We start from the raw sequence: 23,956 nt of genomic DNA on the forward strand, positions 1-23,956 counted from the left end.
AACCGGACTACCTGAAAACTTCTCACGAGTCTTTCCCTCCACCGTTGCGAGCCGACTGCGACCATGTGCGAGGCGGCACGGCGCCGTCGGTCTCTCTTTTCCAATGGATAAACTGTGGGAGTGATCCTGTCAAGCACGGAACGCAAGGGCGACGCACGCGAGCGGCTCCTGGCTCGGCTTCTCGACGCCTTCGACGAGGACCTTCCCGCACCGGAGGTGTCGCTGCGCGAGATCGCCGCCCGGATCGAGACCAGCCACGCCCTCCTGCGATACCACTTCGGGTCGCTCCCGGGCGTCTTGGCGGCCATGCTCAAGGCCCAGCGCGCTCGTGACAACGAGGCGCTTTTCGAGGTCGCCCGGCAGGGCACCTTCGACGACCTCGTCGTGGCGATCTGGCGGACCTACACCCGTCCGGAGCAGCTGTCGCGTGTCCGCGGCTTCTTTCACGTCGTAGGTCTGGCCGCGTACAGCCCGCAGGACTTTCGGGAGTTCATCGACTCACTCGACGACCTGACCAAGACTCTGGCCTCGCTCGCGGAACGCGGAGGGCTCGACGCCAAGGAAGCGCTGACCACGGCCTCCGTCACCATCGCCGCGATTCGTGGCCTGCTCCTCCAGGAGGTCCTGACCCCGGCGGTCGCCTCGGAGGACGCGGTCGCCTTGATTCTGCGCATGAACAAGGGCCAATCCGTTCCACGGACACATCCGGAGCCTTGAATAATTTGGGTTATCCCAGGGCGGAGTTCTTCACTGCCACCCTTCCGTAATTGGCTGGCCAACAGATGTATGCGCGGCTACCTGAGCCGGATTCGTTGTTTCGCAGAGAATTGGCGAAGAACCTCGCCGTATTACGTCGAACGCCGCGTGGCGTTCGATTATAGGCACAGTTTGCTCGCGTGACGACATGACCTCGCCTTGGCGCTTGTGGTTGCCGGCGCCACTCGTTCATGCGAACAACCCGGTCCGGAAGATCACGCTGAGAGCGCCTCAAGCCGCCATCCGGATGACCGAATCGTGCCGAAGGCAACCTGTGCGTGTGAACTCTCCTCGCTCCGGCGGTTTTACACACGGTGACTGTTAACGTGCCGAGAGAAGTCGAATCCGGAAGTGGAGGCATGCGATGAATCGTCTTGTCCACGCGGCGCTGTGCGCGGCGTCCGCGAGCGCACTGCTGGTCGCGTCGAGTCCGGCGGCCCAGGCCGCGACGGGCAACGTGGTGGTGTTCTCCACCGAGTTGGAGCGGCTGGAGACCTACGAGAATCCCGAAGGCTGCACCAAACTCGCCCCCTCCGCCCATGTGCTGGCCAACCTGACCTCCTCCAAGCTGGTCGTGCACGGAGATCCGCTCTGCCTGACCCCCGGCGTGACGGTCGACCCGGGGTATGGCTCGCACGTCCAGCCGGGCAGCGGTGCCTTCTCGATCAGCCGTTGAGCGTTTCGAGTGACGAGACCGAGAAGGGCTCAAGTGTCTGTCGACCTTGTCGTTGTTGGAGTCGGTTACGTCGGACTACCGCTGGCGGAAGCCGCCAGTGCGGCGGGGTTGTCGGTCCTCGGATACGACACCTCGCCGCTGGTGGAGGCCACCGTGGCCGCGGGCCGTTCCCATGTGCCCGACGTGTCCGCGAGCCGGTTACAAGCCATGCGGGCACGAGGCTTCACGGTGACGACCGACCCCGCGATCCTCGGCGACGCGGACACGATCGTGATCTGTGTTCCGACCGGCTTGACCGCGAACGGCGGTCCGGATCTCGCCGCGGTGCGGGCCGCGGCGGCGACGGTGTCCGAGCATCTGCGGCCCGGCACGCTGGTGGTGCTCGAGTCGACGAGCTTTCCGGGCACCACCGACGAGATCGTCCGGCCCATCCTGGAGAAGCACGGCCAGACAGCGGGCGAGGACTTCTCCCTGGCCTATTCACCCGAGCGGGTCGATCCGGGGAACCACCGGTTCGGTGTCCGCAACACGCCGAAGGTGATCAGCGGGCATACCCCGTTGTGCGCCAAGCAGTGTGCGGCGTTCTACGACCGGTTCGTCAAGAGCGTGGTGGTGGCGCGGGGCACCCGGGAAGCGGAGATGGCCAAGCTGCTGGAGAACACCTACCGCTATGTGAACATCGCCCTGGTCAACGAGATCGCGATCTTCTGCGACCGGATCGGCGTCGACGTGTGGGACGTGCTGCACTGCGCGGCGACCAAGCCCTTCGGCTTCATGCCGTTCGTGCCGGGCCCCGGCGTCGGCGGGCATTGCATCCCGGTCGACCCCAAATACCTGCTGGACAAGGCCGAGCGCGAAGGAACGCTACTCGGCGTCGTGCACGCGGCTCGGCTGGTGGACGACCAGATGCCGTCGCACGTGGTCGACCGAGTGACGCGTTTGCTCGCCGAGCACGGCAAACCCCTGCGAGGAGCGAAAGTTCTGTTGCTCGGCGTCGCCTACAAGGCCGATGTGCCCGATACGCGTGAATCCGCCGCCATCCGGATAGCCGTGCGGTTGCGCGCGCAGGGCGCCGAGCTGTCCTACCACGATCCCGTGGCCGCCGCGGTGCCCCAGCTGGGGCCACCGGCGGACGATCTCGACGCGGCGCTGCGTACCGCGGATGTCGCCGTGCTACTGGTGGCGCACGGTGCTTACGACCTCGGCCGGCTGAGTTCGACGGCCAGGCTGCTGTTCGACGTGACGGGACAGGTTCCCGGAGAGGAGGTCGTTCGTCTTTGACCGTGCCGCCCGGAGATCAAAATCCGGCGGCCGCGTACCGCAAATTCTTCTGAAATTCCGCGAAAAGGAGAGTGCACGAATGACCACTGCGGTCAAGAACGACAGGCTCAAGAAGCGTTTCGAAAAGTGGGACGTCAACGGCAACGGCAAGATCGAGAAATCCGACTTCGAGGCCGAAGCCACTCGGATCATCGGCGCGTTCGGCGAGGATTCGTCGTCACCCCAGGCTCGCGCGGTGAAGGACTCGTTCGCGACGATGTACGAGTATTTGGCGACCAAGGCGGGCGTCGGCCCGACGGGCTCGTTGAGCGAGCGTCAGTTCACCGAAGTGATCGAAGCGCAGATCTTCCAGGGAGGCGACGCGGGATTCGATCGAGTGGTCCGGCCCACCATCGCGGCGATCGTCGGATTGTGCGACACCGATGGGGACGGTGAGGTCAATCAGCGGGAGTTCGCCAAATGGCTGGACGCCATCGGCGTCGAAGCCTCGGCGGCGGCACCGGCGTTCCGCGCCATCGACGTCAATGGCAACGGCAAGCTGACCGTCGACGAACTCGTGCGCGCGGTACGCGACTACCATCTCGGCAAGATCGACGTGCCGCTGCTGGGCAAGTGACCGAGGCATAGCCCTTCGGTGGTGAGTGGCCCGTTCCGGGCCGCTCACCACCGGCCGCGGAACCGCACCTCCAGTTCCGGTTTCAAGCCGATCTCCTCGCCCGAAACCGGTACCGCGGCGTGAATGAGAATGTTGTAGTGGTTGGGAAAATGGCATCCGTCGAAGCCGAGCACGGTGCCGATCAGTTCGGTGCCGATCCACACTTCGTCATCTCGGTCGATCACACCGGCGCGCTCGATTTCCGCGAAGCCGAGGAAACCGACACGGTCGATCCGTGTGCCCGGGGCCGTTTCATGGTGGCTCGTCGTCACCAGCTCGTGGACCTCGCCGACGCGAACGCACCGGCTGGCGAAGGGTTCGAGGCTCATCCCCCGGTCGTCACGGCGGTGCACAAGCACTTTCACCACCACGCCGGTGATCTCTCGCTTCGGCCCGTCCTCCCGCATCGCGCTCCCTTCGGTAGCATTCGTCCACCATGGACAGTATGGTGTGGCCCGTGTCGTGCCGGGGTTCTCTCCCACGCACCGTGTTCGCGAACTCGCGGAGCAACCCCGCGTACTCGTGCCAGAGCGATCCCTTGAACTTCGGGAAGCCTGCCAGCATGTCGGCACACAGAACGGTGCCGTCTTTCAGCCGGACCTCGATGTCCTTGGTCTCCCCGGGAAACGACCAGTCGAGTTCCACGACCGCGCCGTCGAGCACTAGCGTCGCCTGCCGGTCGACCCCGTCCGCGTCCCGCTCGATCCGTACGTCACGCAGCGCCACCGGGCCCAGGAACAACTGGACGAGGTCGAGCGCGTTGGGGCCGTTGTCCGCCACGCAGCCGCCGCCGCAGCGCGCCGCGTCGAGGTACCAGCGGTCGCGGCCGACGTGCTCTTCGATCTTTTCCAGGTACCGCACGGTCAGCGACTCGATCGGTGCCCCGCCCGCGAGCTTGTCGTGCAGGGCACGCACGTTGCCGTTGTATCTCCGATGAAACGCGGTGAACAGAGCGACACCCTGTTCCGCGGCTCTGGCCACGAGATCCTCGCCGTCCTCGAGCCTGGTGGCGAGTGGCTTCTCCACGCAGACCGGCAGGCCCGCGTCCAGCACGTCCCGGCACACGGTGGCGTGCACATCGTTGGGCGCGGTCACGAGCACCGCGTCGAGGCCCCCGGCGGCGAGCAGCTCACGATGATCGCCGTAGCCCGGCACCGGGATGTCCCGCAACGCGGCAGGATCGAGATCGCAGACGGCGGCGAGTTCGATGTCCCGCGACCGCTCCACCGCGGCGAGATAGAACCGCGAAATGACCCCGAGACCCACGATACCGACCCGCATCATCCGGTCGTCCTCTCCATCGCCGCGGTCAATTCCCCGTACACCGCGTCGGGCACCGGCACACCCTGCGCACGACGTCGGGCGGCGCGCTCCCCTTCGTGCCAGCCGGGGTAGACGATAGGGGCGGCAGGATCCTGAGCCGGCCAGTCCCGCACCGCGGCGAAGAGCGCGGCCGCGTCGTCGGCGAACCCGGCGCGCAACAGGTCCGGAGCGAGCGCCAGCGCCATCACCCCGATGTCGTCGTCGCGGTCCCCGTCGGCCGACATCGCGCCGAGCGCGGCACCGGGTAGCAGCGCTCCCAGCACCTCGACCAGCAGGCCGAGCCCGAATCCTTTGTAGGCGCCCGTTTCCGGATCACTCCCCAACCAAAGCAAGCGGGCCTCACCCCGGTCGAACGCGGCGGGGTCGGTCACCGGCGAACCGTCCTCGGCGGCCAGCCAGCCCGGCGGGATCGGCTTGCCCTCCCGGGCCGCGGCACGCACCCGGCCGGTCGGTACGACCGTGGTGCTCATGTCGAGCACGAACGGATGCGCGTCACCGGCGGGACAGGCCAGCGCGAGCGGATTGGTTCCGAGCATCGCGGCGGCGCCACCCGGTGGCGGAGCTATCCGTTGCCCCCCACAGTTGGACGCGATCAGGCCGATCATGCCGTGGGTGACGGCCCGCCCGGCGTGATGGCCGGCGCAGCCGATGTGGGTGGCACCGCGCAGCGACACCATGCCGATGCCGTGCCGGGAGGCCCTGGCGCACGCCAGTTCCACGGCCTGCGAGGCCGACCACAACCCGAGCGTCCGGCGGGCGTCGGCGAAGACACACGCGCCGAGGTCGGTCCGGACGACCATGTCCGCCCGCGGGTCCGCGCGCCCTTGGTCGAGCAGGGGCAGGTACAACCGGGCCAGGTTGACCAGGCCGTGCGAGGTCACCCCGGTCAAGTCACCATGACACAGCGCGGTGGCGGCGATCGCCGCCCGATCTTCCGGAACACCGCGGCAGGCGAAGATCCTGGCGACCATGGACAGAAGCGCGCGGTAGGGCACCAGTACGGTCATGCTCCTCCGTTCCGGCTGAAGCCGACGACGATTTCACGTACGAGGTCGCTGAAGTGGTCGAGTTCCGCGACGTCGGCATATTCCCCGCTCGCGTGGGCGTTGTTCGCGCCCAAGGAGCCGGGACCGAGCACGGCCGTCCGGGTGCCCGGGACACCGGCGAGCCAGATGGCGTCGCAGGTGAAGCCGGGTTCGTCGTCCGGCCACCGCGGCACGAACTCGTCCAGCAGCGGGATGTTCTGCGCGGGCAGGGCCGGAAGGCCCCGTTTCGGCCAGTGCAGGCCGGTGATCGCCGCGGCGTCGACCGCGGTGCGGCGGAAGGGCGGTGAATCCCGGAACCGGGTGCGGAACTCGGCGATGCCGGCCCGTAGGCCGTCCTCCACCGCCGCGGTCATCTCCGACGCCGCTTCTTCGCAGTCGTAAGGCAGGTTGAGCAGCAGCTCTCCCCGGCCGTACACCCTGTTGTGCAGGTGCCCGGTGTGCAGGCCCGCCACACAGATCCGGCCGTGCGGCGCCAGGTCGTGCGCGAGGTACTGGGCGAGGAAACCCAGCAGGACCGTCGCGTTGTGCCCTCGGTGCGGCTCGTCGTCGATCGCGTCGTCGCCGTCCACCCGCAGGCACGCGGTCATCGACGCGGAGCAGCGCGGCAGGTACCGCGACCCCGTCGGTTCACAGAAGATGTTGAGCTCGCCGTGAAATCCCGCCTCCACGAGCGGCCGGGTGCCGAACGTCCCCATCGCGCCGCCCTCCTCCCCGGCGACCGCCTGGATGAGCACCCCGGTGTCCTTGCCGACCGCCGGATCCGTCGCGATCGCGGCCCGGACACCGGCCAGCAGGGCCACCGCGGGCCCTTTGGCGTCGATCGCGCCACGGCCGGTGAATCTGCGCCCGTCGAAACCCGCCGGTTCGAACGGCGCCACGGTGTCGAGGTGCACGTTGAACATCACGGCCGGAGCGGCCGGGCCGATCCGGAGCACGAGGCTCGGCTGGCAGGCGAGGAAGTCCGGCCCGGCGTCGCGGACCGCGTCCGGAACCCCAGGCCGGTCCAGCACCGACGGTGCCGGGGCGGCGAGGTGCACTGTGCCGAAGCCGATCCCGGCCGCCGCCTCGGCGTAGACGCGCATCGCGTCCCACAGACGGACTTCACCGGACGTTTCGAGTGGACCGGCCGTCGGCAGGTCGAGCAGCCGGAGCAGCAGGTCGTGGTCTTCTCCGATCACCGGACCAGCCCGGCCATCGCCCGGCCGGCCGCGACGAACGTGGATGCCGCGTCCGGCGCCAGCTCACCCGGCTCATGCGGCTTGATCGCCAGATGCGGTTCCAAGGACCACGCACCGCTGTATCCGCCGGCCCGGAGCAGTTGCACGCAGTCCGCGACCCGGGCGGCGCCCTCACCTGGGAGGGTGAAACCGCGCTCGTCGGCGTCTTTGATGTGCACGTGTTCGACATGGTCGACGATGTCGGCCAGGAGATCGAAGCCGTCATAGCCGTGGGCGACCCCGTTCCCGGTATCGAACAGCAGCTTCAGCGCCGGGCTCGCGACCTCGTCCAGCAGTTCGAGCATCCGTTCGGCGCTCGTGCCCGCCCAGCCCGAGCAATTCTCGTGCAGCAGCGTCACGCCGTGGCGCTCGGCACGGTCGGCGAGGTCGGCGATCCTCGCGATCACCCGCGAGCGCCAGTCGGGATCGGGGAGACCGTCATTGGGATACGACATGATCCGTAGGTAGGGCGTGCCCAGGACACGGGCCCGCTCGGCGAGAATGTCGAGTTCGGTGAGGTCATGATGCAGCTCGGTGGTGACCGGGCGGGCCCAGCCACCGATCCGGGACGCCAGGCAGACGACGCGCAAGCCGCTGTCCGCCAAGGCCGTCGACACGGCCGTGAACCGTTCGTCGGTGAGCTCGGCGACGGCGACTCGATCGACGGTGCGCAGTTCGATCCCCTGCCATCCGAGGGTGTCCAGTACCGAGATCTGGCCGCCGATGTCGTACGCCGCCTCGTCGGTGATTCCGGCCAGTACCGGGTCACCCAGCATATGTCGCCACCACTCCGGGTTCGGGGGTCGCGACCGGTTCCGCGCAGATGTTCTTGGCCACCGAGAGCAGTTGCACCACCTCGGTCGCGAAGGTGAATCCCAGTGTCTGCTCCCCGCCCAGCCGGAACTTGTGGTAGGCCTGGAACATCCACTCGGTCATCGCGTCGTCCCGCAACACGGTGTGTTCGGACCGGCCGTTCGCCCGCAGGGTCAGCTGGGAGTGGTGGTCATCCCCGCTCACGGCGAAGTGGCCGACCGCGCCGCCGTTCTCGAATTCGACGGTGACCCGGCGTTCACGCACCGGGGAAGTCAGATCCGACCGGATCTCGGTGTGGATACCGGTGTTGTGCCGGAGGCCGATGGTGGCCCCGCCCATCCGCGGGCCGAGGTTTCCTTCCACCTCGAGATCAGTTCCGGACGCGTGGGTGACCCGGGCGGCGCCCGCGAGCCGTAGCGCGAGCGCGACACCGTGCGGCAGTTCGACGTCGAAGGCGGTCGGATGACCGGGCATCACGAGCGAACGGCGGAATCGCGGTTTGTTCTGCACGATGTCGATCGACTTCGGAGCGCCGAACCTGCCATCGCGGATCAGTTCGACCAGCCGCCACGTGAGGGTACTGGTGAGCCACGGCTCGACGACCTCGATGTGCAGTCTGTGCTTGCGGCGCAGGCGGATGATGCGGGCGAGATCGTCGATGTCGGCGGCGAGCGGCTTCTCCACGATCACGTTGCGGAAGCCCAGCGCGGCCAGTTCGGCGAGCACCGTGAGGCGTTCGGTCGGCGGTGTGCAGACGTGCGCGACGGTGTCGGCGGGGTCGAGACCGGCGGCCGCGGCATCGAGCGTCGACGCGACCACCAGACCCGGCCGGTCGGCGATGTTCTGTCGTGGTTCACATGCCGCGATGGGCGCGTCGCCGAACAGCGGCGGAGTGCTGGTACGAAGTTTGGCCAGGACGGGGAGATGCAGTCCCGCGCCGGCTCTGCCGAGTCCCACGACGAGTGAACGCACTGATGAGCCTACCCCTCGAGTTTCGCATTCGAAATCCACGGCAAAAGTGACACCCGGGAAGATGAACTGTCAATACTTTCCCTTGAGTTCACCAGGAAGTGCGACTCTGCCGAGGTAGCCGGATTAACTGTCCTACGCTCGGGAACGGTTCCTGTCCCCCCGGAGGTGGGTACGCTGGCGGTGTCTTTCTACGACCAATCGACCACATTCGCGCAACTGTGGGCCACCACTAGGCGCCATATTCTCGACGTGCTGGAAAATGGCAAGTATTCGCATGGCCGCAAGGTGGCCGAACTCGAGGCCGCCCTCACCGCCTACACGGGTGCGCGATTCGTCATCGGGGTGAACAGCGGAACGGACGCGCTGGTCCTGCTACTGCGGGCGGCGGGACTGAGGCCGGGCGAAGAGGTGGTCGTTCCCGCGTTCTCCTTCGGGGCTTCGGCGACCTCGGTGGTGCTCGCGGGCGGACAGCCGGTCTTCACCGATATCGAACAGGACGGGTACGGGATCGACCCAGCCACAGTGGCCGGGGTGGTCGGCGAACGCACGCGGTTCATCATGCCGACGCACCTGTTCTCGCAGCTCGCGGACATCGACGGGGTCCTCGGCGAGGCTCGGCGGCTCGGCCTCACCGTGGTCGAGGACAGCGCGGAGGCCATCGGCATGCGCCGTCGCGGCACCCACGCGGGATTGTTCGGCGCCGGTGGGGTGCTGTCGTTCTTCCCGACGAAGACGCTGGGCGCGATCGGGGACGCGGGCGCTGTCGTCACCGACGACCCGGGGATCGCCGAGAACGTCGACGCGCTTCGCCATCACGGTCGGTTCGGCGCCCCGCTCGGCGACTTCCCCGCCATCTCCACCACGACGGGCCTGCCAGGGGTGAACAGCAAGATGGACGACATCCAGGCCGCGGTCCTGCTGGCGAAACTCACCAGGCTGGACAGCGACATCGCCCGCCGCGCGAGCCTGGCCGCCCGGTACGCGGAATCGCTCGCGGACGTGGCGGGCGTGCGCAAGACGCCGGTGCCGCGGCCGGACAGCGTGTTCTACGTCTATGTGGTCGAAGTCGACTCGCGGGACGACTTGGCGGCGCATTTGTCGGCGAAGGGCGTGCAGACCGAGGTCTATTACCCGACGCCGCTCCACCTGCAGCCCTGCTTCGCCGGACTCGGATATCGGGAGGGTGATTTCCCGAATGCCGAGAACGCGTGCCGCCACACCCTCGCTCTGCCGTTGTATCCGGATATGTCGACCGGCGATGTCGACCAGGTCTGTGCCTCGATCGGCGATTTCTATCACGGGCGGCGGGCATGACACTTCCGTTCTTCCCGCCGGATTTGTTCGAGGACGACCGAGCGGCACTGTTGGACATCGTCGAGCGCGTCGGTCTCGCGCCGGAGCAGAAGTTCATCCTCGGCGAGTACACGGCCCGGTTCGAGGCGGCCATCCGGGATTCGATCGGCGCCGCCGACGCGATCGCGTGCGGCAGCGGCACCTCGGCCCTTCAGCTGGTGCTGCGCGCGATGGACGTCGGCGCCGGGGACGAGGTGATCGTGCCCGCCTTCGGCTGCGCTCCGCTCGCGGCCGCACCGGCGCTGGCTGGCGCGACACCGGTCTTCGCCGATATCGACCCGTGGTCCATGGTCGTCGATCCCGGCGCGGTCGCCCGGCTGATCACCCCGCGCACCAAGGTGATCATGCCGGCGCACATGTTCTCGGTCATGGCGGACATGCCTGCCTTGCGCCGGATCGCCGACGGCGCGGGCGTACGGCTGCTGGAGGACTCGGCGGTCGCGCAGGGAGGAATGCTGGCGGGTACGCCTGCCGGGCGTTGGGGCGACGCGGGGGTCTACTCGTTCGTCCAGGTCAAGACGTTCGGTATGCCAGGTGAAGGCGGCATGGTCGTCACCGGTGACCGCGAACTCGGGTCGGCGGTGCGGATGCTGCGCAATCACGGCCAGGACGGCAAGACCCGGTTCCGGTATCACCGCATCGGTTACAACAGCCGCTTCGACGAGATCATGGCGGCGTTCCAGCTGCACCGGTTCCCGACCCTGCCGCAGCGGCTCGAACGCCGGGCCCGCATCGGCGAGTATTACACCGGACGATTCAGCGAGTTGACCGGGTGCGGCGTGCTCGCGCCGCCTCCGGCACGCGACGGGCGTTGCTACTACGTCTATTCACTGCTCAGCGAGCGCAGGGACGAACTGCGTGCGTTCCTGGCGGCACGGGACATCGGTTCGCATGTCTACTACCGGAATCCGCTGCCCCGGCAGCCTGCCTTCGCGCCCTACGCCCGGCCAGGTGACGCATGGCCGTCGGCGGAACTCGCCGCGCGGCGGGCACTCGCCATCCCGATCTACCCCCATCTAACGGATCAGCAGGTCGAACGCATCGCGGACGCGGTGTGCGAATTCGCGAAGGAGTCGTGATGCAGCAGGTCACCCGGACGCCCGCACCGAGCGAGGTCGCCGACGAGTGGCGCAGGCGTGCCGAGCGTCCCGGGCTGGCGCGTGTCATGCGTGCCTCCCAGCCGGCCGCACTCGCGGCCGAGACGACCGACCGCACCATTCGCCTGGTCACCGGCCTTCTGCGGTCCCTCGGCGAGGTCGAGGCCGCGCTGGAGATCGGATGCGGGATGGGCAGGCTCACCCCCTCGATCGCGGCGCGAGCGCGTACGGTGACCGCGATCGACCTGACCCCGCGCATGCTCGCGCTGGCCAGGGAGAAGTGCGCCCAGCTGTCCCATGTGGACTTCCGGCATGCGGCGGTCCAGCGGCTTCCCTGGAAGGACAAGCGATTCGACGTCGCCGTCTGCGTATGGGTCCTGATGCACGTGCTGGACGACGACGAGATCGCCGAAGCGTGCCGGGCGATCGCCGCGGCGGCACGTCATCTCGTTCTCGTCGAATACGAGGAGGCCGACATCCCGGTCGGGAGGTTCTCCCGGTTGCGGACCCTGGAGGACTACCTGGCCTTGCTTCCCGGCGCCCGGTTGCTGGAACGACGGGAACTGCTTTACGGCGGCGACCGGTCGTTCGTGGCGCTGATCGCCTTGGACGATCCGCGATGACGACCTTGGCCGTCACTCGCGGCAAGGCGTATTTCAGGCTCGCGAAACTGGACATCGTCGACTACTACCTCGGTGTGGCCGTGGTGTGGACGCTGCTCGCACCGATGTCGAGGTTCGATCCCGGCGTCCTCTTGGCGATCGGCGTGTTCCTGCTCGGCGAGGTCTTCGTGATCGCGGCGATGGTCGCGCTGGACGACCTCACCGGATACCGTGACGGCAGCGACATCACGAACTACTCGCCGGACGATCCCCAGCGCAAACGGTATCGCAAACCCCTGGTCGCGGGCACCCTCGGCGAGGCTCAGGTGCTGCGGTTCGCGTGGGTGACCGCGGTCATCGGGGCGGCACTCTGGCTCACGGCCATCATGCTGGCACCACACCGGCCCGCGTGGACCGTCCTGCTGATCGTGGTCACCTATTTCTTCTCGTTGCAGTACTCCTGGGGCGTGAAGCTCAGTTACCACGGCTTCCAGGAGTTCTTCATCGCGGCGCTCGGCTGGGCGCTGGTGCTGGCGCCCTACGGCCTCGCCACCGGTGAGTTCACCGGGTTCGCGCTCGCGCAGGCCTTGCTCTTCGGGCTGGGACCGCTGCTGTTCGGCGTCTACTCCAACACCAACGACGTCGACGGTGATCGTCGGGTCGGCAGACCGACGGTCGCGGCCCTGACTTCTCCGCGCGGCAACATGTTCTTCGTCATCGCCGTGTCGGCGGCCGAATTCGCGCTGATCGTCGCCGTGCCCGCGCTCGGTGGTCCCTTGTGGTTCCCCTTCGCGCTGCTTCCCACGATCGGGTCGCGGATGCGGCAGGTGTGGCTCGGGTTCGCGCTGGGCGACATCATGCGGGCACGGATGCTCGGCATCCGGATCCACCGGATCACCGTCCTGACGCTGGTCGTGGTGAACCTGGCGGTGAGCACATGACCGACGTCGACGTGGCGGTGGTGGGCGCGGGCGTCGCCGGGCTCACCACCGCGTACCGGCTGGGCGGGTCGGGGCGCGAAGTGCGAGTGTTCGAGGCGGCCGACGTGGTCGGTGGCCGGATGACGACGGTGCGCGAGGACGGCTATCTGATCGACACCTGCGCCGAGCAGCTGGCCGAGCGGGGGTATCCGGCGACGTGGCGGCTGCTGGCGGAACTGGGCATCGACGCCACCGCCGCGCCCAGAATCGGCCGCGGCATCGCGATGTGGCACGGCAGGGCCCGGCCCGGCGTCGCGCAGCCGCGAGGGTTGCTCACCGGAGCGGGGTTGTCCCTCCGGGCCCGGCTGGACGGGGCGCGGGTGATCCGGGGGAGTTTCGACACCGAACGTCCGGAGCTCTCCCGGCTCGGTGACCGCACCGTCGCGGAGTTCGCCGCGCCGCACCATCCGGATTTGCTGGACTACCTGCTGCAGCCGGTCGTTTCGGGCTTCTTCGGCTGGAATCCGGCGCGTTCGGCGGCCGCACCACTGCTCGCCCTGCTCACCTCGGTGGGCTCGCCACGAACCTGGCGGGCGTACCGCGACGGCATGGACACTTTCGCCCGTGCCCTCGCCGAGCGAGTGGACGTCCGCACCGGGTTCCGCGTCGATCAAGTCGTCGATGACGGTGGCACGGCTCGCATCATCAGCGGTACGCAGGAAATCAGTGCCAGGGCGGTCGTCCTGGCGGTACCCGCCCCGGTCGCGGCCGAGCTGTACCCGCGGCACGGATCCGAGTTCCTCGGCGCGTGCTCGTTCACCCCGGTGGTCAAGGCGCACCTGCTGCTCGACCGCCCTCTCGGTGGTCCCGACTACGCCCTGCTGGTGCCGACCGCGGAGAACGGCACCGTCTCCACGGTCATCTTCGACCATCTCAAACACCCCGGACGCGCGCCGTCCGGACGGGGCCTGGTCACGCTCATGGCCCATCCGGCCGTGCTACCGGACCTGCTGGCCGCCCCCGACGAGGAGGTGGCCGTCCGCTTGACCGACGCCGGCGAGCGTCTCGTTCCGGGCCTGCGAGCGGCGACGCGTCGCGCGATCGTCCGGCGGGTGCGGCACGCGGCACCCGAGGTGACGCCCCGCGCGCTCGCTTTGCGTGCTTCCTTCGAGGCGGGTCTCGGTGGCGGTGCCGTCGACTACGCGGGCGACTGGGTGTTCCTGAGTCCGTGCAGTGAGGCGGCGGTCCGCTCCGGGCTGCGCGCCGCGCAGCGCCTCGCCCGCCTCGCCGTGCACCCCAGTGGCCGATGAGAAGGACCCGATGAAACCACACGACATGGGAACGTTGTTCGACGAATGCGCGCACCTCCGGACGACCGTGCACCTGGACCGGCCGTTCGACCTCGCTCCCGCGCGCGGTACCACCTACACGGTCGCTCAACTGGCCGAGCTGGTACGGGACGCGGCGGGCTGGTTGCACGAAGCCGGTGTACGGCCTGGAGACCGCGTCGCCATCGTCAAACACAACCACTGGGACTACGACCTGCTGGCTTGCGCCGCGGTGCGGATCGGCGCGGTCGCGGCGAAGCTGTCCGGCCACCTTCCGGACGAGACGCTGGAAGTCCTGGTGAAGCGCCTGGATGCCGCGCTGCTGGTCACCGATCGCCGGTCGCTGCGAGCGGACCGGGTCCTGCTCATCGACGATTTCGCCGCCGCCCGGCCGCCGTCGCCCTACCGAAGGCACGACGACGAACCGTTGATTATCTGCCACACTTCGGGAACGACCGGCACCCCGAAGCTGGTGGTGCACACGACCAGGACGATCATCGACCGGCTGGCCCGGCCGGAATCGGTGCGCTGGCCCGTGCTCGGCGTCCGGCGCGACGATGTACTGGGCAACGCCAGCGCGTATGCGCATGGCCGCACGTTCTGCTGGACGGCTTCGGCGGTATGCCTCGCGCCACGCGAACTGGTGATACTGAGTGAGCACGCTTCGGCGGCCGAGGTGTTCGGGCGGCATCGGCCGACCGTCGTCGAGGCCCTTCCCTCGGCGTTCGTGCGCTGGCGCCCACTCGTGAACACCCCGGCCAACCCGTTCCGCCGGGTACGGAGGTTCGTCAGCACCTACGACGCCGTGCATCCACCGGTGATCAGGACGATGCTGCGCGCCACCGACCGCCGGCGTCCACTGTGGATGCAGGGCTGGGGGCAGACGGAGACGGGACCGCTCTCGTTCCGGTTCTTCACACGGCGTTCCGTACGCGCGACGCGTGACCTCGGCAGGCCGTTGCCCGGCCTCGCGAAGCTCCGGGTCGTCGACCCGGAGACCGCCGAGCCGGTGCCGCACGGCACGGCCGGGCTGCTGCTGGCACGTACCCGCGCCCGCTGCGTGGGCTATGTGGGTGAGCAAGACCGCTGGGAAGCCAAGGTTTCCGGACCGTGGTGGAACACCGGCGACCTCGGTGCGGTGAGCCGGACCGGTGCGGTGACGCTGCTGGACCGCGAGGTCGACACCGTTCCCGGGGTGAGCTGCCTGGCGGTGGAGGACACGGTCGAGGACCGTCTTCCCGCCATCGCCGAGTGCGTGGTGCTTTCCGCGGCGGGCCGGGAGCCGATCCCGGTCGTGGTGACCGACACCGGGCTGGATCCGGCACAGTGGCGGGCCGCGGTGCTCGGCCTGCCACCGATGGGGGAGCCGGTGGTGCTCTCGTGGGACGACGTACCGAGAACCGGGACCGGAAAGGTACGGCGTAGGGAACTGCTGGCGCGGCTCACCGGGACGGCCGACACGAACGGATCGGGAAGGTGGACGTGACAACGGCCTACGTGTTCGACAACCACAGTGGACACGCCACTGAGCAGCATCGGTGCCTCTCCGAGGCGTACGATCCGATCACTCTCGCGCGGCTGGCGCAGACCGGCGTCGGGGCCGGGTGGTCCTGTCTCGAAGTCGGTGCGGGTGGCAGCGGCGTCGCGCATTGGCTCGCCGCGAAGGTGGCACCGACCGGGTCGGTACTGGCGACCGACATCAAACCCGACCACATCGCACCCGGGCCGGGCCTGACCGTCCTGCGGCACGACGTCGTCCACGATCCGTTGCCAAGTAGGGAATTCGACCTCATCCACGCCCGGCTGGTGCTGCAGCATCTGCCCGAGCGGGAGGCCGTGCTCCGCAAGCTGGCGCGTGCCTTGAAACCGGGTGGCTGGATGCAGATCGACGAGTTCGACCTCTCCTACGGTCCGGTGCTGCTGGCGCCGGACGCACGGGCGGCGAGTCTCTACGAGGCGTTTCTGACCGCCAAGGAAAGGACGTTCAAGGCCGCGGGCGGGGACGGCACCTGGGGCCGTCGCGTGGCCGCGTCCATGGTCGCCGCGGGCCTGGTCGACGTCGACCCGGTGCCGCTGCTCTTCCCGTGGCAGGCAGGCTCGCCCGGCGTGCGGCTGCTGATCCACCACACCCGTCATCTGCGGGACCGGCTGCTCGCGGCGGGCATGACCGACGGTGACCTCGCCGAGGTGCGCGCGGTACTGGCCGATCCGCGATTCCGGGCATCGTCGTGTGTCGTGTACTCCGTGCACGGACGGTGTCCCGAATGATCACCGCACCGGACACCGTGACCGTGGCGGGCCCGGTCGGCCTTTCGCTGGCCGGTGAACTCGACGTGCAGGCCGCCTGCGGGCTCATGCACGTACACGGCCGGAGATTCGGTGCACCGACCCCGCTCGGCCTCGACTATGCGTCCCTTCTCGCGGCCGAACTCGCCGAAACGGGCCACACCGCGCTGAGCCTGGCCAGGAACCGGGGAATCCCTCTGCGTGCCGTCTCGACTTCGCTGGCACAGGCCGCTTTGCTGGCGATCTCCCAGTACCTCGCGGCGGCGACCACCGTGGACGACCACCAGGAACCGTTCCTCCCCGGCGGCCCGCCGTTTCGCTCGGCCGACGGTGTCGCGTTCGAGGTGGAGACCCTCGATCCCGCGGTGTGGCAACGATTCTGGACCGCCCTCGGCGCCGCCGAGGGGGCGATTTCGAGCGGCTGGCGGCCGTTCATGCACAGGTTCGCGACCGCGACCTGCCCACTGCCGCCGCAGTTACCGGAAGTACTCGCCACCCTGCCGATCGCCTCGCTCGAACGGGCCGCCGTCCGCACGGGCATGACGCTGGTGCGGGTGGCGGACCGGGCGCTCGACGGGTTGCCAGCCTTCGTCGTGAGCGGGAACGGACGCGGGCACCGGCCCGTCCGGCCGACTGAGCCGCTTCCGTTGTGCGGCTTGGTGGTTCTCGAATCCTGCCGCCGGGTGCAGGGGCCCATGGCAGGGCATCTGCTGCGGCTTCTCGGCGCGACGGTGCTGCGGGTCGAGCCACCGGGTGGTGACCCGCTGCGGTGGGTGCCACCGATCGCCGGTGACACCTCGTCCAGGTTTCGCGCGCTCAACCAGGGCAAGGAAGTCATCGAGCTCGACCTGAGTACCTCGGGTGGCAGGCGGCAACTGCTCGAGGTCGCCAACGGGGCCGATGTGTTCCTGCACAACTGGGCGCCGGGCAAGGCGGAGCAGTGGTCGTTGGGTGCGCATGACCTGGCGCGCGCCCGACCGGGGATCGTGTACGCCCAAGCGTCGGGCTGGGGCACCGAACTGGGACCGAAACCTCCGGTGGGCACCGATTTCGTCGTGCAGGCCCACGCGGGCGTACCGCCGTCGCTGATGACGATCGTCGACGTGTTCGGCGGCGTCGTGGCCGCACATGGGATCGTGACCGCGCTGGCCCGTGGTGCCACGCGCGTCGACTCGTCGCTCCTGTCCGCGGCTTGCCTGCTCAACGCGGGCGCTCGGCGGCGCTGCACCCGGCCGTTGACCGTCCCGGTATGCGAGGACCTCGCCGCGCTCGCCGCGGATCCCCGCTTCTCACCCGCGCTCGTCCGGGACGAGTGCGTTCTCGTCGCCTCGCCGTGGAAGTTCACCGCATGACCTGGATATCCGCGACCGGGGTGGTCCTGCGCGATCTCGTGCCCGCCGCACTGCGCCGTGAATGGGTCCGGAGTGGACACTGCCCGGACCGGGACCTGTACTCGTTGTTCCGCGACCGGGTGCGCGAGCAGCCAACTCGCCCGGCGGTGATCGACGACGAGGGAACGCTCACCTACCTGGTGCTGGACGCCGCGGTGCGGGAGCTGGCCGCCCGGCTGGAGGCCGCCGGATGCGGCCCGGCGGACATCGTCGGGGTGCGAGAGCCTGCGGGACGTGCCGCCGTGCTCGCCGAGCTGGCCGTACTCGCGGTCGGCGCCGTGGTCTTGCCGGTACCACCGGGGTCGGACGAGCTTCTCGACCGCGCGGGGGTGCGGTTCGTCATCGGGAACGGGCGGATAGCGGGTGCGGCGAAATTTCGTCGCGGGGCCGGTTCCGGTCGTCCCCATCCGGAGGCTCCAGCGCGGATCCTGGTGTCGTCCGGCTCGGAGTCGGAGCCGAAGATGGTCGCCTACTCGCACAACGCCTTCGCCGGCGGCCGGGCCAACTATCTCCGCGCCGTCCATGGCACGACCTCGGTGCCTCGTGATCTGGTCCTGGTCCAGCCGACGTCGGGCTTCGGCTCGTTCGGGGTGCCGGTGACGCTGTGCTGCCTCGGCGGCACGCTGATCGTGACGCGCTGGTTCGAGCCGGGCGCGGCGCTGCGGTCGATCAGCGAGCACCGCCCCACCCACGTGTTCGCCGTACCCACCATGTGGCGGCGCATGGTCGAGCACCCCGCCGAGGTGGACACCGGCGGGCTCGCGGCCATCGTGTCGAGCGGTGACACTCTGCCGCCGTCCACGCTCGCCGCCTGTCGCGAGCGGTTCAGCGTTCCGATGATCGACATCTACGGCTCGTCCGACGGCGTCAACTGCCATACGACGACGCCCGAGAACGGTGTCGGCGTGCCGGATCCCGCGGTCTGCGAGATTCGCATCAGCGACGGCGAGATCTGCGCACGAGGTCCGATGACCCCGCTGTGCTACGTCGCAGCACCGGAACTGGACGCGGCATACCGGCTCGACGGCGGCTGGGTGCGGTCGGGCGACAACGGCCGGTTCGACGACCTGGGCCGGTTGCAGGTGACCGGCAGGCGCAAACGGGTGGTGATCCGCGGTGGGTACACGATCAGCCCGGCCGAGGTGGAGCGCGCGATCGGTGACCATCCCGCGGTCAAGGAGGTCGCCTGTGTCCCGGTGCCGGACACCGAACTGGGCGAACGGCTCTGCGCCAGTGTGACCGTCCGGAATGGACATCCGCCGTCGCTGCCCGAACTCACCGCCTTCCTCGCCGCCCGCGGTGTCGCCACCCCCAAACTGCCGGAGTTCCTCGTCGTCCTTCCCGAACTTCCGATTGGCCGCACCGGCAAGGTCTGCTACCGCACCCTGACCCGGCTCGCGGCCCGCCGATGCGGTCAGTGAAATCTACGATCGCCGTGAGCACCGCACGAGCATCCACCGTTATCCTGCCACCGCCCTGCGGACGCGGCACAAACACCGGCACCCACAACTCGTCCGGCACCAGCCGCAACGACAACCGATCAACCACGGTCAAGGTGATCGCTCACAAGCGAGCGATCACGACGTAGGACACGCTCCAAGTCGGTCGAAGCGTTCAGCAAAGTGTTGCCAGACTAGAGGCGGTGGCCTCGCCAGTTGAACTACCCATTGTAGAAGATCTTGTTCAACCTCTGCTCGATACTGCAAACGATGCGCTGACGGGCCCCAGTGAGCAGGACAACGTATGGCTGACAGCTGTCTCTGTCGTCTGCCGGGCTAGTTGTCGTACCGCGTCATCAATGCTCGTCGTGACGTCGTTGTCGGCAGCCGATCGTGCCTGGAAGTCCTCCGCTGCCTACCGTCGGGCGGGGATGTGGGCGTTGCACCTGCCCGTATCCCGGTTCGATCAGATCTTGGTGAACAGCAGATCGCTCGGGCCGGCGGTGGCTTTGACTCCTTGTTCGGTGTAGCAGGCCAGGACGTCAGTGGTCGCCAGGACGATCACTTGACGGAAGGCGTAACCCTGGAACAGTCCACCGGTCACCGTACCCTGCTGGATGACGACGTTGTTGCCGTTGGGCCGGGCGGTAACGAAGGTGATTTGAATGGTGCTGAACCGGCCGGTGTTCCAGTTGATCCGGAAGGTGCCTGACCCGGCCCCCGGCACCAGACAGGAGAACAGGCCCCGGCCGCTGACCGTGGAGTTGCCGGTGACTGGCAGGCGGGGGTCTGGCAGCACGCCGACACAGCCACCGAAGGTGCCGGTGCCGTCGAAGGCCACGTCGCGCAGTTCGACATTGAATCCTGGGTTGAAACGGGTGGCCTGAGTGCCCACCGGGCACGCGAAGGTCAGCGGTTGCGGGTCGGCGCCGGGGAGCGCCGCGGCGCCGGCCGCCGCGGGCGTGATCCCGGTGATCGCGCCGACGGCAAGGCAGGCCGCAGCGAGCAATCTGGCAGTCAACATGGGGATGCCATGATCCTTTCGTCATCCGGTCGTCTCCGTCGAGATACGGCACGCCGGTATACGGTGTATCGGCGGCTGGCGCTCCAAGCGGCACGGAAACAAAACCCCTACCCTCCATGCCGGGAGGTCCATACGTCAATTTAAATTCGGTTCAGGACTTTCTCGTTTCGGTGGCACCAATGATCGCGAAACAATTTATCACCGGGGCGGGTGTTTCAGTCGAAACAATGCGTTCTGCCGAGCCTGTTCCGCAAGTCGACGATGCGGCGACCACACGAACGCCTGCGCCTCGCACCCGATCGGCCCCGCTCAGTCGCTACCGAGCTGAACGTGGGTTCGGCCTTCATCACCTGATCGTGCGCAGTAAGGGCTCCATGATCATGGGTATGGTTGGATGCCGTTTCCGGTCGATCTTCGGTGAGGAGTGGGCTGGGTGGGGGAGCGGCGTCCATGGGAGGTCGATGCTGGTCCGTGGGAACGGATCGAGCGGGCACCGCCACCTTCACCAACCGGACGGTGCTTCTCGAAGGAACTCCGCACGCCGTCGGGTGTGGCCGATCTGTCTACGGTTATTCCTACGCGGGGTCCAACTATCTCGACACCGCGAGTTCGACTCCGCGCTGTAACGGAGACTGGCCGATCGATGTCCCGGTCCCCGCGAACAAGCCGGGCGGTGCCGACAGCGTGTTGATCCAGTTGGCGCCCCGGCCCGGTCGTTCTTCCCGCGCGATCGCGCCTCCTGCGGTATCCCCCAAGCTCATCGACGCCGGGAGGCGAGGAGCGAACGCCAATCGTGCCCTGCTCCGGTGCCCGCCGCTGATGGCCTGACATCGGGGGGCACGATTCCGTGGGCAGGGTGAATGGTGCGGGCATCGCTGGCACCCGCCGTCATTCGGCGTGGGCCATTCGCCGAACGGTGCGTGACAGGTATTGCGAGAAGAGTCCACGCGCAGGACCGGCGACCCTGGTACGGGGTGGGTCCTGCGCGCGGCCAGGTCGGGCGGGGGTCAGGCTTTCAGTGCGGGCTCGGCGTCGTCGTCGGCCGTCTTCGGGGTGATGGCGAACCGTTTCGGTGCCTCGCGTGGTTTGATCGCGTACCCGTCGGCGACCAGCTTCTCCAGGGTGTTGTGACCGGCCGAGACCCTTGCCGATTCTGGCGGGCCGAAGCTTTCACCCGGGTGTTCGGTCAGGTACTTCTCCACCATGGCTCGCAGTCCGCCCTTGGACAGTGGTCCGGCAGCCACGTGCATTGGACGTGCCGCAACCTATTGAGGGGAAGGGCAAACGTAGCGTGGCCGCGGTCGTGCGGGTTGAGCTGGCTCGTCCGCCCGGCTCGATCCAGGGAGTCGTGAGTGGCGATTCGGCTTGAAAGTCGAACCGCCACTCACGACCACTACGTCACCTTTGCCTTACTTCTCAATGAATCGGGTCAATATGTTCTGCCTCCGCTATCGACAAGGAGGTTCGACCGCAGGTCGACACTTGCCCTGAGCCCGATCGGAAACGGATCGGGCTCTGTTGCCGCTGGAGGATCTGTTTCGCGTACGGCGGTTATGCGGGCAGGTCGTTGATCCATTCGGCGGTGATCTTAGCGCCGGGTGGGCTGGCTACCTCGTTTAGCCCGCCTTCCATGTTGACGAACACTGACGTCCCGTTGACCCTGCCGGTAGCCGGGTCGACCACGAAGCGCCGGCCGTCGGGCAGCAGCAGACCTTGGCCGCCGGGTAGGTCACCGAGGCTCCGCACGCCTGGATACGAGGCGAGCGCGCGGAACGCCGCAGCCCGGACCGCGGGCGGCGCCGGCAGTGTCGAGGCCAGCGAAATCAGCGACAGGAATGCTGCCTCTTCCCGGTCGGCCGCGGTGAACGGGCCCGCACTCGTACGCGCGGTCGAGTGTGTCAGTGCTTCGGTAATCCATGCCGTCAATGCGTCCGGGCTGGTGGGTAGGCCACGCAGTTGCTCGAGAGTCAGATCGACGCCAACCAGCGAGAACGGTTTCGCCTGGGTTAGCTCCATGGGGATGACCTGGTTGCCGGACTTCGTACCCCGGAACCACTTCTTGCCGTCGGCCTTGACCCAATATTCGTAGGTGATAGCTGGGGTCGTGACGTGGACGTGCCAGTACGTGCCCGCCCCTTCGGGTGTGTGCTCGGCCACAGTGGCAGCCGCGAGCAGAATCTCCTGGCCGGTGACCGTCTTGGCTGCCGCCGGGGCCGGTGACCCCGCCGACGGGGGGCTGCCGGCCCCGGCGGCAGGCAAAAGGACGAGCACCGCGGCGGCGGCCGCGGCCGCGGTGACCCCCGATCCGGCGACCAGCCACCCGATCCGCTTGCGGGGTGTGGAGACGCCACGCAAATGGTTCTGCAGTCGGTGCCGACTGCGGTCGATCACCTCCTGGGTCGGCTCGTCACAGACCAACGCGGTGCGCAGTACGTCCAGGTCATTCATCGTGAACCTCCGGGGAAAGGACGGTGTTGAGCTTCTTGCGGGCCCGGCTGATCCGGGAGCCGACGGTGCCTGAGGAGATGCTGAGCGCCGAGGCCACTTCCTCATAGCCGAGCTGCCCGATCGCGACGAGCAGCAGCACGTCACGTTCTCCCGGCGACAGCCGAGACAACGCCACTGCGAGTTCTGGAGCCAGTCGCCGTGCGGCCACGGAGGCGACTACTCGACTCTCGTGTCCCTCGGCGTCCGGAGTGGGAGCGATCCGAGCCAGTGCCCGATAGCGGCGCGCCTCCTGGCGGCGATGCCTGGCCACCAGGTTCGTGGCGATGCCGAACAACCAGACTCGCAGGTCACCACGTTCGGCGTCGAACGTGCTCCGCCGGTCGAACGCGACCAGAAACGTTTCGGATGCGACGTCCTCCGCGGCCTGAGCGCCCAGACGAGCGGCCACATACCGAAAGATGAGCGCGAAGTAGCGGTCGTGCACCTTGGTGAACGACTCCGGATCCCGAAGTAACTGGCTACCCAGGCCGACCCCGCTCACGTCTGCCTCAGCTGTCATGTACCCGCCTCTGTCATGGGGTCCTTCCGGTTTGGGGCCTGCTTACACCACTACTTCACCGAAGACGGGTTTCTTCTTCCCGCCGGCGAGCGTGAGTGGAAGGGTGTTCGAGGAGAAGATCAGCGGCAAGCTCGTTGACGGCGCCCGGCCCGGCCTCCAGGGCATCGCTTCCGGCGAGCCCGCTGAGCGCTGCGTCCCCAGTCGTCGCAGGGCCGCCGGTCCCCGCGGCGGCGGGGCCGGGCCTTGGGCAGATCCGAGCCCGCTTCGCCGAGCTTCCGCAGCGTCGGCTGCAATGCCTTGAGGTCGGCGACGAGGTCTTCTTTGCTCTTGTTCACCGTGTCGACGGCGACGCCGGAGAGCGTCGAAGTGGCGATCCGCACGCTGCGTGATTCCCGGGCAGAACTACCCGGTCCGATCACATCGCTGGAGTAGAGGATGTGACCCCAGTTGGCGTGGCTGAGACGGTGTGCCCCAGATTTGCTCCAGTTCGCCACGTCGATTCTCAAAGTGGGGTGAACGAAAAAACCGCCCTACCTCGGCAAATCTGTCAGGAGGGCGGTGTTTCGTCACTGTGGACCTTCAAGCAGGGCGCTGACCTGCGGTTATCGAGAAACCGCTGGTCGGTTGGAGCAGTTGTAGCCTGACTGATCGGCGATTCATCGTTGTCCTCGAGTTCTATCGCGGCGGCCTGATACTTCGGTCGCGATGCAGCATGATTGGGTGTTGTATCTGGCAAGCTCCAGTTGACTGGTCACCAGTCACGAGTGTTC

23 protein-coding genes and 1 pseudogene are annotated in these 23,956 nt (G+C 68.0%); 13 read left to right on the plus strand and 11 right to left on the minus strand.

The window, feature by feature from the left end:
* The first annotated feature begins 120 nt into the window (after positions 1 to 120).
* From ACM6LR_RS23670 to ACM6LR_RS23685, 4 genes are all read left to right on the plus strand, one after another.
* Positions 121 to 717: a TetR/AcrR family transcriptional regulator gene (locus tag ACM6LR_RS23670; RefSeq protein WP_414944506.1), complete on the plus strand. Its 597-nt coding sequence runs from the start codon at positions 121 to 123 to the stop codon at positions 715 to 717.
* Between the two features lie 403 nt (positions 718 to 1,120).
* A complete protein-coding gene (locus ACM6LR_RS23675; RefSeq protein ID WP_414942741.1) occupies positions 1,121 to 1,432 on the plus strand; it encodes a hypothetical protein in 312 nt (103 codons plus the stop codon).
* 33 nt (positions 1,433 to 1,465) lie between these two features.
* Positions 1,466 to 2,713, plus strand: coding sequence for a nucleotide sugar dehydrogenase (locus tag ACM6LR_RS23680; protein ID WP_414944507.1), 1,248 nt, complete (start codon positions 1,466 to 1,468; stop codon positions 2,711 to 2,713).
* Between the two features lie 79 nt (positions 2,714 to 2,792).
* A complete protein-coding gene (locus ACM6LR_RS23685) occupies positions 2,793 to 3,329 on the plus strand; it encodes an EF-hand domain-containing protein (RefSeq protein ID WP_414942743.1) in 537 nt (178 codons plus the stop codon).
* Positions 3,330 to 3,373: 44 nt separating this feature from the next.
* Here the strand turns inward: ACM6LR_RS23685 and ACM6LR_RS23690 are convergent, their stop codons facing one another.
* Genes ACM6LR_RS23690 through ACM6LR_RS23715 form a run of 6 tightly spaced genes read right to left on the minus strand, consistent with a single transcriptional unit; the run spans position 3,374 to position 8,739 of the window.
* Positions 3,374 to 3,775, minus strand: a complete 402-nt coding sequence (locus ACM6LR_RS23690; protein ID WP_414942744.1) for a DUF6917 domain-containing protein — start codon at positions 3,773 to 3,775, stop codon at positions 3,374 to 3,376.
* Positions 3,708 to 4,652 carry a Gfo/Idh/MocA family protein gene (locus tag ACM6LR_RS23695; protein ID WP_414942745.1) on the minus strand — a complete coding sequence of 315 codons (945 nt, stop codon included), beginning with the start codon at positions 4,650 to 4,652 and terminating at the stop codon, positions 3,708 to 3,710. The genes ACM6LR_RS23690 and ACM6LR_RS23695 overlap by 68 nt, the downstream gene beginning before the upstream one ends.
* Entirely contained in the window at positions 4,649 to 5,698 is a 1,050-nt protein-coding gene (locus tag ACM6LR_RS23700) for an Ldh family oxidoreductase (RefSeq protein WP_414944508.1), read from the minus strand. The genes ACM6LR_RS23695 and ACM6LR_RS23700 overlap by 4 nt, the downstream gene beginning before the upstream one ends.
* On the minus strand, positions 5,695 to 6,915 hold the full coding sequence (locus ACM6LR_RS23705; RefSeq protein ID WP_414944509.1) for a M20/M25/M40 family metallo-hydrolase: 1,221 nt from the start codon (positions 6,913 to 6,915) through the stop codon (positions 5,695 to 5,697). Before ACM6LR_RS23705 ends, ACM6LR_RS23700 begins: the two co-directional genes overlap by 4 nt.
* Positions 6,912 to 7,730, minus strand: coding sequence for a sugar phosphate isomerase/epimerase family protein (locus ACM6LR_RS23710; protein ID WP_414944510.1), 819 nt, complete (start codon positions 7,728 to 7,730; stop codon positions 6,912 to 6,914). The genes ACM6LR_RS23705 and ACM6LR_RS23710 overlap by 4 nt, the downstream gene beginning before the upstream one ends.
* Positions 7,720 to 8,739, minus strand: a complete 1,020-nt coding sequence (locus ACM6LR_RS23715; protein ID WP_414942749.1) for a Gfo/Idh/MocA family oxidoreductase — start codon at positions 8,737 to 8,739, stop codon at positions 7,720 to 7,722. The genes ACM6LR_RS23710 and ACM6LR_RS23715 overlap by 11 nt, the downstream gene beginning before the upstream one ends.
* 249 nt (positions 8,740 to 8,988) lie before the next feature.
* On the opposite strand from ACM6LR_RS23715, the gene ACM6LR_RS23720 reads away from it, so the two are divergent.
* Genes ACM6LR_RS23720 through ACM6LR_RS23760 form a run of 9 tightly spaced genes read left to right on the plus strand, consistent with a single transcriptional unit; the run spans position 8,989 to position 19,137 of the window.
* Complete coding sequence (locus tag ACM6LR_RS23720) at positions 8,989 to 10,053, plus strand: DegT/DnrJ/EryC1/StrS family aminotransferase (RefSeq protein WP_414944511.1); 1,065 nt, start codon at positions 8,989 to 8,991, stop codon at positions 10,051 to 10,053.
* Positions 10,050 to 11,171: a DegT/DnrJ/EryC1/StrS family aminotransferase gene (locus ACM6LR_RS23725; protein ID WP_414942751.1), complete on the plus strand. Its 1,122-nt coding sequence runs from the start codon at positions 10,050 to 10,052 to the stop codon at positions 11,169 to 11,171. Before ACM6LR_RS23720 ends, ACM6LR_RS23725 begins: the two co-directional genes overlap by 4 nt.
* Entirely contained in the window at positions 11,171 to 11,812 is a 642-nt protein-coding gene (locus tag ACM6LR_RS23730; protein WP_414942752.1) for a class I SAM-dependent methyltransferase, read from the plus strand. Before ACM6LR_RS23725 ends, ACM6LR_RS23730 begins: the two co-directional genes overlap by 1 nt.
* Positions 11,809 to 12,732, plus strand: coding sequence for a UbiA family prenyltransferase (locus tag ACM6LR_RS23735; RefSeq protein ID WP_414944512.1), 924 nt, complete (start codon positions 11,809 to 11,811; stop codon positions 12,730 to 12,732). Before ACM6LR_RS23730 ends, ACM6LR_RS23735 begins: the two co-directional genes overlap by 4 nt.
* A complete protein-coding gene (locus ACM6LR_RS23740; RefSeq protein WP_414942754.1) occupies positions 12,729 to 14,021 on the plus strand; it encodes a protoporphyrinogen/coproporphyrinogen oxidase in 1,293 nt (430 codons plus the stop codon). Before ACM6LR_RS23735 ends, ACM6LR_RS23740 begins: the two co-directional genes overlap by 4 nt.
* A gap of 10 nt (positions 14,022 to 14,031) precedes the next feature.
* A complete protein-coding gene (locus tag ACM6LR_RS23745) occupies positions 14,032 to 15,525 on the plus strand; it encodes a class I adenylate-forming enzyme family protein (RefSeq protein WP_414942755.1) in 1,494 nt (497 codons plus the stop codon).
* Positions 15,516 to 16,307 (plus strand): class I SAM-dependent methyltransferase, encoded by a 792-nt coding sequence (locus ACM6LR_RS23750; protein ID WP_414942756.1) that lies wholly within the window; start codon positions 15,516 to 15,518, stop codon positions 16,305 to 16,307. Before ACM6LR_RS23745 ends, ACM6LR_RS23750 begins: the two co-directional genes overlap by 10 nt.
* Complete coding sequence (locus tag ACM6LR_RS23755) at positions 16,304 to 17,677, plus strand: CoA transferase (protein WP_414942757.1); 1,374 nt, start codon at positions 16,304 to 16,306, stop codon at positions 17,675 to 17,677. Before ACM6LR_RS23750 ends, ACM6LR_RS23755 begins: the two co-directional genes overlap by 4 nt.
* Positions 17,674 to 19,137 carry a class I adenylate-forming enzyme family protein gene (locus ACM6LR_RS23760; RefSeq protein ID WP_414944513.1) on the plus strand — a complete coding sequence of 488 codons (1,464 nt, stop codon included), beginning with the start codon at positions 17,674 to 17,676 and terminating at the stop codon, positions 19,135 to 19,137. Before ACM6LR_RS23755 ends, ACM6LR_RS23760 begins: the two co-directional genes overlap by 4 nt.
* A gap of 484 nt (positions 19,138 to 19,621) precedes the next feature.
* Here ACM6LR_RS23760 and ACM6LR_RS23765 read toward each other — a convergent pair whose 3' ends face one another.
* From ACM6LR_RS23765 to ACM6LR_RS23785, 5 genes and pseudogenes are all read right to left on the minus strand, one after another.
* Positions 19,622 to 20,179, minus strand: coding sequence for a hypothetical protein (locus ACM6LR_RS23765; protein ID WP_414944514.1), 558 nt, complete (start codon positions 20,177 to 20,179; stop codon positions 19,622 to 19,624).
* A 1,007-nt stretch (positions 20,180 to 21,186) separates the two neighbouring features.
* On the minus strand, positions 21,187 to 21,423 hold the full coding sequence (locus ACM6LR_RS23770) for a hypothetical protein (RefSeq protein ID WP_414942760.1): 237 nt from the start codon (positions 21,421 to 21,423) through the stop codon (positions 21,187 to 21,189).
* 307 nt (positions 21,424 to 21,730) lie between these two features.
* Positions 21,731 to 22,627 carry a CU044_5270 family protein gene (locus ACM6LR_RS23775; RefSeq protein WP_414944515.1) on the minus strand — a complete coding sequence of 299 codons (897 nt, stop codon included), beginning with the start codon at positions 22,625 to 22,627 and terminating at the stop codon, positions 21,731 to 21,733.
* Positions 22,620 to 23,186, minus strand: a complete 567-nt coding sequence (locus tag ACM6LR_RS23780; RefSeq protein ID WP_414942762.1) for an RNA polymerase sigma factor — start codon at positions 23,184 to 23,186, stop codon at positions 22,620 to 22,622. The genes ACM6LR_RS23775 and ACM6LR_RS23780 overlap by 8 nt, the downstream gene beginning before the upstream one ends.
* A 239-nt stretch (positions 23,187 to 23,425) precedes the next feature.
* A pseudogene (locus ACM6LR_RS23785) lies at positions 23,426 to 23,608 on the minus strand (mammalian cell entry protein); the annotation flags it as partial.
* Positions 23,609 to 23,956 lie beyond the last annotated feature (348 nt).

The organism is Amycolatopsis sp. cmx-11-32, assembly GCF_047608695.1.
Classification (GTDB): domain Bacteria; phylum Actinomycetota; class Actinomycetes; order Mycobacteriales; family Pseudonocardiaceae; genus Amycolatopsis.

What these genes read in the sequence shown, in the direction of transcription:
- ACM6LR_RS23675 (WP_414942741.1), top strand. Translation starts at nt 1,121, where the DNA reads ATGAATCGTCTTGTCCACGCGGCGCTGTGCGCGGCGTCCGCGAGCGCA.
- ACM6LR_RS23685 (WP_414942743.1), top strand. Translation starts at nt 2,793, where the DNA reads ATGACCACTGCGGTCAAGAACGACAGGCTCAAGAAGCGTTTCGAAAAG.
- ACM6LR_RS23690 (WP_414942744.1), bottom strand. Translation starts at nt 3,775, where the DNA reads ATGCGGGAGGACGGGCCGAAGCGAGAGATCACCGGCGTGGTGGTGAAA.
- ACM6LR_RS23695 (WP_414942745.1), bottom strand. Translation starts at nt 4,652, where the DNA reads ATGATGCGGGTCGGTATCGTGGGTCTCGGGGTCATTTCGCGGTTCTAT.
- ACM6LR_RS23700 (WP_414944508.1), bottom strand. Translation starts at nt 5,698, where the DNA reads ATGACCGTACTGGTGCCCTACCGCGCGCTTCTGTCCATGGTCGCCAGG.
- ACM6LR_RS23710 (WP_414944510.1), bottom strand. Translation starts at nt 7,730, where the DNA reads ATGCTGGGTGACCCGGTACTGGCCGGAATCACCGACGAGGCGGCGTAC.
- ACM6LR_RS23725 (WP_414942751.1), top strand. Translation starts at nt 10,050, where the DNA reads ATGACACTTCCGTTCTTCCCGCCGGATTTGTTCGAGGACGACCGAGCG.
- ACM6LR_RS23730 (WP_414942752.1), top strand. Translation starts at nt 11,171, where the DNA reads ATGCAGCAGGTCACCCGGACGCCCGCACCGAGCGAGGTCGCCGACGAG.
- ACM6LR_RS23735 (WP_414944512.1), top strand. Translation starts at nt 11,809, where the DNA reads ATGACGACCTTGGCCGTCACTCGCGGCAAGGCGTATTTCAGGCTCGCG.
- ACM6LR_RS23740 (WP_414942754.1), top strand. Translation starts at nt 12,729, where the DNA reads ATGACCGACGTCGACGTGGCGGTGGTGGGCGCGGGCGTCGCCGGGCTC.
- ACM6LR_RS23745 (WP_414942755.1), top strand. Translation starts at nt 14,032, where the DNA reads ATGAAACCACACGACATGGGAACGTTGTTCGACGAATGCGCGCACCTC.
- ACM6LR_RS23755 (WP_414942757.1), top strand. Translation starts at nt 16,304, where the DNA reads ATGATCACCGCACCGGACACCGTGACCGTGGCGGGCCCGGTCGGCCTT.
- ACM6LR_RS23760 (WP_414944513.1), top strand. Translation starts at nt 17,674, where the DNA reads ATGACCTGGATATCCGCGACCGGGGTGGTCCTGCGCGATCTCGTGCCC.
- ACM6LR_RS23765 (WP_414944514.1), bottom strand. Translation starts at nt 20,179, where the DNA reads ATGTTGACTGCCAGATTGCTCGCTGCGGCCTGCCTTGCCGTCGGCGCG.
- ACM6LR_RS23775 (WP_414944515.1), bottom strand. Translation starts at nt 22,627, where the DNA reads ATGAATGACCTGGACGTACTGCGCACCGCGTTGGTCTGTGACGAGCCG.
- ACM6LR_RS23780 (WP_414942762.1), bottom strand. Translation starts at nt 23,186, where the DNA reads ATGACAGCTGAGGCAGACGTGAGCGGGGTCGGCCTGGGTAGCCAGTTA.